The organism is Tenuifilum sp., assembly GCF_037481895.1.
GTDB classification, from domain to species: Bacteria; Bacteroidota; Bacteroidia; order Bacteroidales; family Tenuifilaceae; genus Tenuifilum; species Tenuifilum osseticum.
On the sequence record NZ_JBBFKU010000060.1, the window covers coordinates 1 to 10,032 of the forward strand.

Genomic DNA, 10,032 nt, shown 5'->3' on the forward strand with positions numbered 1-10,032 from the left:
TCAGTGTTCGTAAAGGGTACTACCATTGGTGCTACTACCAGTGTAGATGGTAAGTATGAACTTGCTGTACCCGCTAATGCTCAAACCCTCACCTTCAGCTTCGTGGGGTACGAAACACAGGATATTGCTGTGGCTGGCCGCAGTGTAATCGATGTGGTTTTGAAACCCGAATCGAAGCAGATAGATGAGGTAATTGTAGTTGCATATGGTGTTGTTAAGGCTCAGGCCAAAACTGGTTCAGTTTCAACTGTTAAGGGTGAGGCCATTGCTGACGCACCAACAACATCTGTTGATAAAATTTTGGCTGGTAAACTTGCCGGTGTTCAAATTACCTCGTCTTCAGGTCAGCCTGGTGCAAATATGAATATTCGTATTCGTGGTATTTCTTCTATCAATGCTGGTAATGAACCACTCTGGGTTGTAGATGGAATACCCGTGATGACTGGCGACCAAACTTATTTTACAAACACAGGTAACGCTATTGCTTCAATTAACCCTAATGATATTGAATCTATAACAGTATTAAAGGATGCAGCAGCTGCTTCAATTTATGGTTCACGTGCTGCTAATGGTGTTATCCTTGTAACTACTAAAAGCGGTAAAGAAGGTGTTGCCAAATTTAATGTTCGTGCAAAATTTGGAACATCAATGTTGGCAAACGATAATAATTACAAAATCATGAATGGGCAGCAGTTACTGGAATACGAAAGAACTGCTATTATTAATGCTGGTCTAGATCCTGATGATCCTACTGGAGCATACTATAGGCCTAAATCATTACTTGCTCTACCTCAAACTAACTGGATGGCACATTTTACCCGTCCAGGTTTGTCACAAGAACTTGAAGTAAATGCCACTGGAGGTAATAACAAGGGTTCATATTACAATTCTTTGGTTTACCAAAAAAATCAAGGCGTTTTTTATGGCATTGACTTTACAAAAATAACTGGACGTATTAATGCCGATTACAAGTTGACAAAAACCCTAAGCACTGGTGCTCGTATTAACTTGGCATTTACCGATGCAAACGACGTTCCAATGCAAAGTTTATACTATGCAAACCCAATTTTTGCTGGCATGACCATATTGCCATGGACTCCTAAGTATAATGCTGATGGTACTCACAATATCAACATTCCTGAGAACAATAGGACAAATCCTAGAGCAACAGCTGAATATGATGATCAGTGGGAGAAGCAATATAGAACTACTTCAAATATTTATTTAGAGTGGAAACCTATTGAGAGTCTTACTTTTAGGACAACCAATGGTTTGGAAACAACTTTTGGTGAAGGCCGTAGGTACTGGAGTCCTAAGGCAAGATGGAATAAAACCACTGGTACTTTGCAAACTTCTAAATCGCAGTATGTTCAGTTAACTACATCAAACACAATTACTTATAGCAATACCTTTAATGAGGCTCATTTCTTAAAACTACTTGCTGGACAGGAGGCTATGAAGTTGGATTACAATAGTATGTATATTTACTCACCTGATGTGGATCCAAATATTCCTTATCCTTCAACAAGTACTCCTGCTGCCGATGAAACCGATTATTCATTTAATACACGCACCTTGCTTTCATTTTTTGGTAATTTAGAATATAATTACAAAGGGAAGTATTTCCTATCATCTTCAATTCGTCGCGATGGTAGTTCACTGTTTGGTGAAAACAATACATGGGGAACTTTCTGGTCAACAGGTGTTTCTTGGAACATCTCAAGCGAAGAATTCATGAAACAGGTTGAAATTCTTGACTTGCTTAAGGTAAGGGTTAGTTATGGTGTGAATGGTAATAATAACATTGCTCCATATAGAGCTTATGGTGTTTACGCTAGCACTGTATATAATGGAGTTAACGGGATGTTACCTTCAAGCCCCAGCAACCCTAATCTAACATGGGAAACTAATAAAACCTTAAATGCAGGTATCGATTTTGCTTTTCTAAAGAACCGTATTTCTGGTTCAATTGATGTTTATAAGAGAAAAACTGAAGATATGCTCCTTGATAAAAAGGTGCCTCAAACAACAGGTTTCTCTTCTAACTTCTTGAATATTGGTTCGCTTGAAAATAAAGGTATTGAGTTCCAGTTAAATGGTGATATTATTCGCAGTCAAGATTTAAATTGGAATGCAGGATTTAATATTGCTTTCAATAGGTCTGAGATTCTTGACTTGGGTGGTAATGAATTTCTTACAGCTGGCGATGCAAGGTTAAGACATGTAGTAGGTAAATCATTCTATCAGTTTTATGTTTACGATTACTACGGTGTGAACCCTGTTAATGGTGAAGCACTCTGGTATAATGAAAGTGGAAAATTAACTAGTGACTTTGGTAAAGCTCGCAGAGTATATAAAGGAAGCCCTGAGCCTAAGTTTACAGGTGGTTTCAATACTTCTATTACATGGAAAGGCTTATCTTTGTCTACTTTCCTTGAGTTTAAAGGTGGTAACTATATTGCCATATTCGAAAATCGTTACCTGATGTCCGATGGTAGCCAAATGTCGATGAACCAAAACGCTTCACTTTTGAATTACTGGAAAAAGGTTGGCGATACTGGTGTAAACCCAATTCCATACGCTGGTAATTCCTCAAATTCATATAATGCAAGTTCTTCGCGCTGGTTACAAAAAGGTGATTTCCTTCGTATAAAAGATATTACTCTGTCGTACACTTTACCTAAAAAGGTGATTGATAAAGTTAAATTTGCTAGTGCACGCGTATATGTTAGTGCATACAACTTATATACTTTCCACGATGTTGATTTCTGGGATCCTGAAAGAGGTGTTGATGGTATGGGATTTGGTATTTACCCCATGACAAAATCAATAGTTGGTGGTATTGAAATTTCATTCTAACTAGTTAACAGATGCGAATTATGAAAAAAATACTATTTGTTTTACTCGGTGTACTCTTGCTTTCAAGCTGTGAAGATTTTTTGGTTCAAGAGCCCAAACTCACACAGAGTACAGAGATAACCCTATCTACCTTTGAAGGGTTAGATAAAGCAGTAGCTGGTGCATATTCTCCACTTGCCAGCACTACATGGTACGGACCAGGTTTTGTTTTTGATGCTGAACTTCGTTCAGGCAATGGTAAGAGACCTACTCAATCCGAGTACACATCGGGTAGGTACACTATACCTTATGAGCTGAACTATAACAAAAATGCTACCTCGGGTCTTTGGGGGTTTGCTTACTATGTTATTTCTGCAGTTAATAATGTATTGGAAAACGCCGATAGCAAGGTTGGTGTTAATGGCGTTACCCAGCAACAGGTTAATAATATTAAAGCAGAGTGTCTTTTCCTCAGGGCTCTTTCACATTTTGACCTGGTTAGACTATACGCTCAACCTTACACCTATGATAAAGAATCGCTTGGCGTTCCATACATTTTTAAAACTGATCCTGCTGGTAAACCTGCTCGCGATAAGGTAGGTGTTGTTTTTGACAACATTGTTAAGGATCTTCTTGATGCCGAAGCCTTGATGGCTGATAATTACAAACGTTCAGGTACAGATCCTTATGCTTACGCTACTAAACCTGCTATTCAGGCATTACTAAGTAGGGTTTATTTATACATGGGTAAATGGCAGGAAGCTGCTGACTATGCCACAAAGGTTATAAATAATTCTAACTATAAACTATGGACTAAAACTGAGTACAAGCAGGTTTGGGGACAAGATGTTCCTTCAAAAGGTGAAGTTATTTTTGAAATTTATGGCGACAAGGCCAACTCGTACGATGGTTACTGGGAAGGACCTGCTTACATGACAAACCCTGATGGCTATGCCGACGTTGCTGCAAGTAACGATCTTGTAAACCTTTATGAGGCTGGTGATGTTCGTGGTGAATTGTTTAAAGGTGTTAGCGATGTTCCAAATCTTTTCTGGACCTTGAAATACCCTGGTAAAGGTAAAGCTACTCCTGACTTAAACAACGTGATTGTTATTCGCCTATCGGAAATGTACCTTAATAGAGCTGAAGCTATTGTTCATGGCGCTACTGTTGCTGGTACAACTGCCCTCGATGATGTTAATGCAGTAGTAGCAAACAGAGGTGCTACTCTATATACTGGTGTTACTGAGAACGACATTTTTATTGAGCGCCGTAAAGAGTTAGCATTTGAAGGACATCTTTGGTTTGATTATGCTCGTACAGGTAGAGGTATGACTCGTACCGACTATACTGGTACAAACCTTAATAACAAGGACATACCTTTCCCTGACTATCGCTGGGCACTCCCAATTTCAGCCAGCGAAATTGATGTTAATCCGAATCTTGTTCAAAATCCTGGTTACTAAAATTTGTGTTTGATATGAAAAAGATACTGTTTATAATTCCAATTTTGGCAATTCTTTTTACTGCTTGTAATAAGAATGAGTTGCCAAAGTTTGACGATAGCAATGCCTTCGTTAAACTAAATTTGAGCTCTGCATCTTTTGATGAGGACAAAGGTACAGTTACTATTCCTGTTACTGTTGTCTCGGTAAGTGGTGTCAATGCCACTGTAAAATATACTGTAACGGATGGCAAGGCTAAACTGGATGAGAACTACAGGTTGGTTGACCCTACCGCAACACTCACATTCGATGCTACAAATAGAGTTAGAAACATTGAAATTGAGCTTATTAATAAGCCAGGTGTATATACCGGAGATCTCGATTTTACAATAACTCTTTCCGAGGAATCAAGCATTCAGATTGGTGCCCAAAATTCCTGTAAGGTAACCATTAGCGATAAGGATCATCCTCTTACTCCTATTCTTGGAGACTATACTGCTGTAGGTGTAAGTTACTTCAATGGTAATACACAGTGGGCGGTTACTCTTAAAAAAGATGCCAGCGACGTTAAAAAGGTTTGGATTCAAAATCTAGTACCCAGTGGAACAAACCTTGATGTCTACGGTATTGTTAATGACGACATGTCGGAAATCCGTATCCCTGTAATGCAGGAGATTTATAAGTCATCAACCTATCCTTTGGTAAGGCTCGAGGGTTACTACGGACCTACAGGGGATGACTTTATCCCACAGGGTGGGTATATTACAGTTGAAATCGCTGCCGATAAGAGTTCAATGACCATAAAGGATGATTTTGGATCGCATGTCTATAATGATGCAGCAGGCACTTCAGCAGCTGGGTGGTACAATTATATGCTTACAGGTGTTGTGCTTACTAAAAACTAGTTTTTTTTAATAAATTGAATAGCTATGAAAATAAAAAATAGATTGATTAGCATTATGCCCGTTGCAATGATGGCTTTATTTGCCTTTGCAATAACGGGCTGTGAGCAGGATTGGGAGAAAGAGTTTTCAACTTCAACGCTCAAACAGCCAATTACTGCTACAGTTGAGGTTAACACCATAAAGGATTCTTCCGCTGTAATTAATTACAGCTTAAGCGATAAGGGTAGAATATATATTATAGTGCTAGCAGGCGACGATAATACTGCTGCTCCTCAAGCCTCCACTATGCTCAATTTGAGCACTTCGGGTGCTGTTTTTAAGAAACAGTATGTTCTAAGCGAAGATCCGTATAGCGGCTCCGTTAAGGTTACCGGTTTGGTTCAAAATACCTCATATAAGGTTTTTGCTTTACCGGTTAATACCGATGGTGTACTTGGTACAATTGCAACAACAGATGCTTTTACCACTAGCGATAATTACAAACCAACCCTCGATTTAACTAGCGGTGTAAGTCCTGCTATCTCGAGTACAGCAAAACAAGCTTTAGCATTTTCTGTTAATTTGACCTTCAGCGAGCCTGTGGTATTATCTGAAACATTCAATATCCAAATGGGTTATCGCAATGCTGTTTCAGGTGTTATTAGCTGGGTAGCTGTTCCAAAGGATAGTATTAAAATTGAGGGCAAAGTAGTTACAATTAAGCAACCTTTGAAAGCGTCCGAGCAGCTAAATGGAATGTATGTATTCCTCACAATTGGTGCTGATGCTTTTCTGGATAGGGCAGGCAATAAGTACGATGGAGTAACCAGTGGTATCTCTGGTTCTAGCCTTGTAGGTATTTACTGGAGGAATATTTTTGCAAGTACTTCTGCACAACAAATACTGCCTGAGGAGGAAGTTACTTCCGATACCGGTATGAAAATTACCCTTGATTATCCCATAAAAATGCGTTTCCCCTTATCATCGGAAACTCCACAGTACGATCAAACCAAGGTTATTGTACGTTATAAATCGGCAGGTACTACAATTGATATTGAAGTACCCAAAGCCAATGTGGCAATTGTTAACGATACTTTGGTTCAAATCACCTTGCCCAGAACACCTGTTTATGGTGAGACTGTAACATTCAGCATTGCAGAGGGTATGTTCCGTAATTCATATGGAAACGCAAGTGCAGCCATTGCATTTGGAGCAAAGAGCTGGTTTATTTCATATGGTTATGACGTAAGCTTAATTACTGCTAGTTACAGTGTTGACCTAGTTGACAATAGTGGCAATCCTGCTGGTACTTATAACGCATCTATTGATGTTGCAAAAGGAGGGACAGAAGTTCTGATCAAAGATTTTGTTAAGAATTATTATAGCTTAACTGAAGATGCTCCTATCAGCGGTACTTTTGATGGCGACTTTGGAACAATTTCAGTTCCTGATTGGCAGCCATTATTTAAAACAACAGTAAGTGGAAAGGAAGGCTGGGTGTATTTCGCTAACAGATTCTCCACTGATGATGTAGTTGGGCACATTAGTTCAGCTGGCAACTTTAATTTAGATGGCTGGGGATTTTACTTTTTATCTGATGATGAAACAGTTCGTGGTTGGCTTAATAGGTTTAATACATCAGCTTGGACAAAGGGATCAAAGGGTACTAATAACCAGTCTAATGAATTATCAATAGAAACTTTTGGAAAGAGATTTTAATAATTATTAATTTGCAAAAGGGAGGAATATTCCTCCCTTTTTTTATTTTTGCAAAAAAAACATGAAACGATTTACTACGTTTTTAATTCTACAGGCATTGGCCTTAATGGCAGTTAGTAAGCCAGTTGATATGGCTACTGCTCAAAAATTTGCCTATGAGTTTATATCACTGAATGGAGGCAAAGCAATTAGCCTTGAAAATATCAAAGTATTAAATGCTGGTAAGGTTCCCTTAACATATGTAGTGAATTTTATTCCACAAGGCTGGGTGCTTCTCTCAGCCGACGATAGAGTACAATCGGTGTTAGCATATTCTACTTATGGATATTTTAATGTTGAGGAGGTAAAATCGGTACCTTTTTATTTTTGGTTTCAGGGATATGCTGATGAAATAAGTCATGCTATTAGCTCAAAAACCGATAAAATGCATCCTTCGTGGAGCATAAATTACTACCAAAAAAGCAAAGGTGAAAGCGTAGAACCATTAATTCAAGTAAACTGGAACCAGAGTGCAGGATGGAATGAATATTGCCCTGCCGATCCAAAAGGTCCTGGTGGTCACGCTTACGCTGGTTGTGTTGCAGTGGCTATGGCTCAATGTATGAGTGTTTTCAAACACCCAACAAGGGGATATGGTGAGCACTCCTACACCGATCCCACGTATGGAAACCAATACGTAAACTACTCTCAGCATGAATACAATTGGGATTTAATGCCTGCAACAACTGCCAATGAACATGTTGCTAAACTACTATATCATCTTGGGGTTTCTGTAAACATGAACTATGGTGCAGATGGTTCTGGCGCTTACTCACAAAATGTTCCATATGCTATAAAAACCTACTTTGATTACACAAGCAGAGCCAAAATAGTAAGTAAATCATCATATACTGATGAGGATTGGAGAGCCCTTCTAACCAGTGAACTATTGGCTGGTAGGCCAATATACTATTCAGGAGATGGTAACGATGGACAAGCGGGACATGCATTTTGTCTGGATGGCGTCAATCAAAACGGGTTGTTTCATTTCAATTGGGGTTGGAGTGGAAGTTACAATGGATACTATTCTATTGGATCGTTGACACCGGGTAGCTACAATTTCAGCTATGACCAACAAGCAGTAATTTACTTTGAGCCCAGAAATCATTCACCACACGATATTCAAATCTCTAATAACACCGTTTATGAAAACAAACCTGCAGGTGAGTTTGTAGGTAAACTTGTGGCGTCCGATGAAACCCCTAACGATAGCCATACTTTTGAGGTTCACGGAGCACCCGGGATTGATGGTGAGGTTGGTGATGTTCCATTTACAGTTAAAACAGATTCGTTAGTAACAACTAATGTTTTGTATTATAGTCAAACTCCGCTATGGGAAATTGTGGTTAAGGCTACCGATTTATCTGGCTTATCTTTTGAAAAATCCATACTAATTCAGGTATTAAAGCAAACTTCTACCGATGATGTACCTTTGAATGTTAAAAGTGTTTTAAGTGCATTTGTTAATGATGGGTCTTTAGTTGTTGAGCTTAACCATGATGAGCCTGGTATTGGAATTATTAGTATAGTATCAATTGATGGAACTTTAGTAAAAAGTTTTAATTTCCAAAAGAATACAGGCAGTCATCGTATCTCACTTAATATTTCAGATATTCAAAAAGGAATTTATATTGTGCAAGTTGTTTTCCAGGGTAAAAACTATGCGCTAAAATTATTTATACCATAGTTTAATGTTGTTCTTAATAAAAAAAGTAGGTCTATGACCTACTTTTTTATTAAGTATTATTAGGAAAATTATCTGGCAGTACAATAGTTCATTAAACTTATCAAATCTTCTTTCTTGTTAATGTCAATGTTTGCAGTTTTTACATAAGTTTCTAACTCTTTTTTATCAATTTTAAAGATCTTAGAGAAATTTTTTAAGGTCGCTGGGTAAAATTTGCTTTTGTTTATTAAGTACCATTTTTCATAGTACCCCAGCTCAACTTTTTGGTTTACGGTTAAGCTTGAAGCAATAATCCTGTTGCCTGTTTCCAGTAACGAAGAGGCTTGCTGTACGCTAGAAGTTGAAGATGACATTCCGTAGGCTCCACCCTTATCAATGTTTACGGTTTTAAATCCACGAACCATTCCAAGCTGAATATCGTTTATATTTGCTACTACCTGAACTGTTCCATTGGATGTTTTAAAGAATAAATCTTTACCAATTGAAAAAAAACTTATTTGATCCTGATTGGCAACTGGGAGCAGCTCATTTTCCGGAGTGATGAATAGCACTTCATCTGTTAGTAGGTTGAGGTTTAGTTTTGCTTTAGCATAAGTTTTGTCGCTAAATGTTATTCTCCCGTCAAGGGGTTCGTTGTAAAGAAGTACATAGCTCTTTTCGGCAGAGATATCTACAATATTCTCATTTCTTGAAACCTTAACATTGACGTTTTCTTGGGCAAAACAATTATTAATTACCATAAAAGTAATTAACAATGTTGATGAAAATCGTAGTGACTTTTTTATCATATTTTTACTCTTTTAAGTTTTTGCTAAGTTAATAAAAATAGCACGAAGATATTGCAGCTGATTTTAATTTGATATACCCAAATTTCAAGTTTAACTACAATTATTAGCGACAAGCGTTCGTCAAGATACGAAATTTGTAAACTGCTGGATTAATTAGTTAAATTGGCAAATTACAGGAGCGATGATCCTAAAGAAAGATTAGAATAGGGTAAAGGGGAGTGTTCACCTTTACCCATCTCATAGTTGTAATGCTAATGTATCATACTAAGACTTCAATTTAATTAGGAAAACCTTATTGGCCTTGCAAACCAACGACCATATGACCTTATGGCAGATTTCAATAAAGGTTTCTCAATCACATATTCTTTAAACCAATGGATATACAATTTAATTACTTCTGCTGATAGTTAAATCAGGAAAAGATCACCTCTTAATAGTACTGTTGACAATATGGGGATGTAGCATCTTTTCGAACTAGTTGTTTTGTTGTATGCTTTATTAGGAGGGCATCATTCTGATAGAGAGTAACTATTAAATTATTTTAACCCACCGCTTGTTTTTTTGCATTCTTTAGCATATATTAGCCCTGTTGAAAATTTACTAACCTTTATTGTAAACCTAAAACTTGTTCT

The 10,032-nt window shown here is 37.7% G+C and carries 6 protein-coding genes; 5 read left to right on the forward strand and 1 reads right to left on the reverse strand.

The genetic code is table 11. The features are described from left to right. The 5 genes from WHS63_RS12815 to WHS63_RS12835 form a co-directional block, all read left to right on the forward strand. On the forward strand, window positions 1-2,859 hold a 2,859-nt coding region (locus WHS63_RS12815), incomplete at its 5' end, for a SusC/RagA family TonB-linked outer membrane protein (protein WP_445205450.1). A 20-nt stretch (window positions 2,860-2,879) separates the two neighbouring features. Then, a complete protein-coding gene (locus WHS63_RS12820) occupies window positions 2,880-4,304 on the forward strand; it encodes a RagB/SusD family nutrient uptake outer membrane protein (protein ID WP_445205451.1) in 1,425 nt (474 codons plus the stop codon). 14 nt (window positions 4,305-4,318) lie between these two features. Continuing rightward, window positions 4,319-5,188, forward strand: a complete 870-nt coding sequence (locus WHS63_RS12825; RefSeq protein WP_445205452.1) for a Calx-beta domain-containing protein — start codon at window positions 4,319-4,321, stop codon at window positions 5,186-5,188. A gap of 24 nt (window positions 5,189-5,212) precedes the next feature. Further along, window positions 5,213-6,886 (forward strand): hypothetical protein, encoded by a 1,674-nt coding sequence (locus WHS63_RS12830; protein ID WP_445205453.1) that lies wholly within the window; start codon window positions 5,213-5,215, stop codon window positions 6,884-6,886. A gap of 61 nt (window positions 6,887-6,947) precedes the next feature. After that, complete coding sequence (locus WHS63_RS12835; protein ID WP_445205454.1) at window positions 6,948-8,612, forward strand: C10 family peptidase; 1,665 nt, start codon at window positions 6,948-6,950, stop codon at window positions 8,610-8,612. 68 nt (window positions 8,613-8,680) lie between these two features. Here the strand turns inward: WHS63_RS12835 and WHS63_RS12840 are convergent, their stop codons facing one another. Beyond that, window positions 8,681-9,400 carry a hypothetical protein gene (locus WHS63_RS12840; RefSeq protein WP_445205455.1) on the reverse strand — a complete coding sequence of 240 codons (720 nt, stop codon included), beginning with the start codon at window positions 9,398-9,400 and terminating at the stop codon, window positions 8,681-8,683. Window positions 9,401-10,032 lie beyond the last annotated feature (632 nt).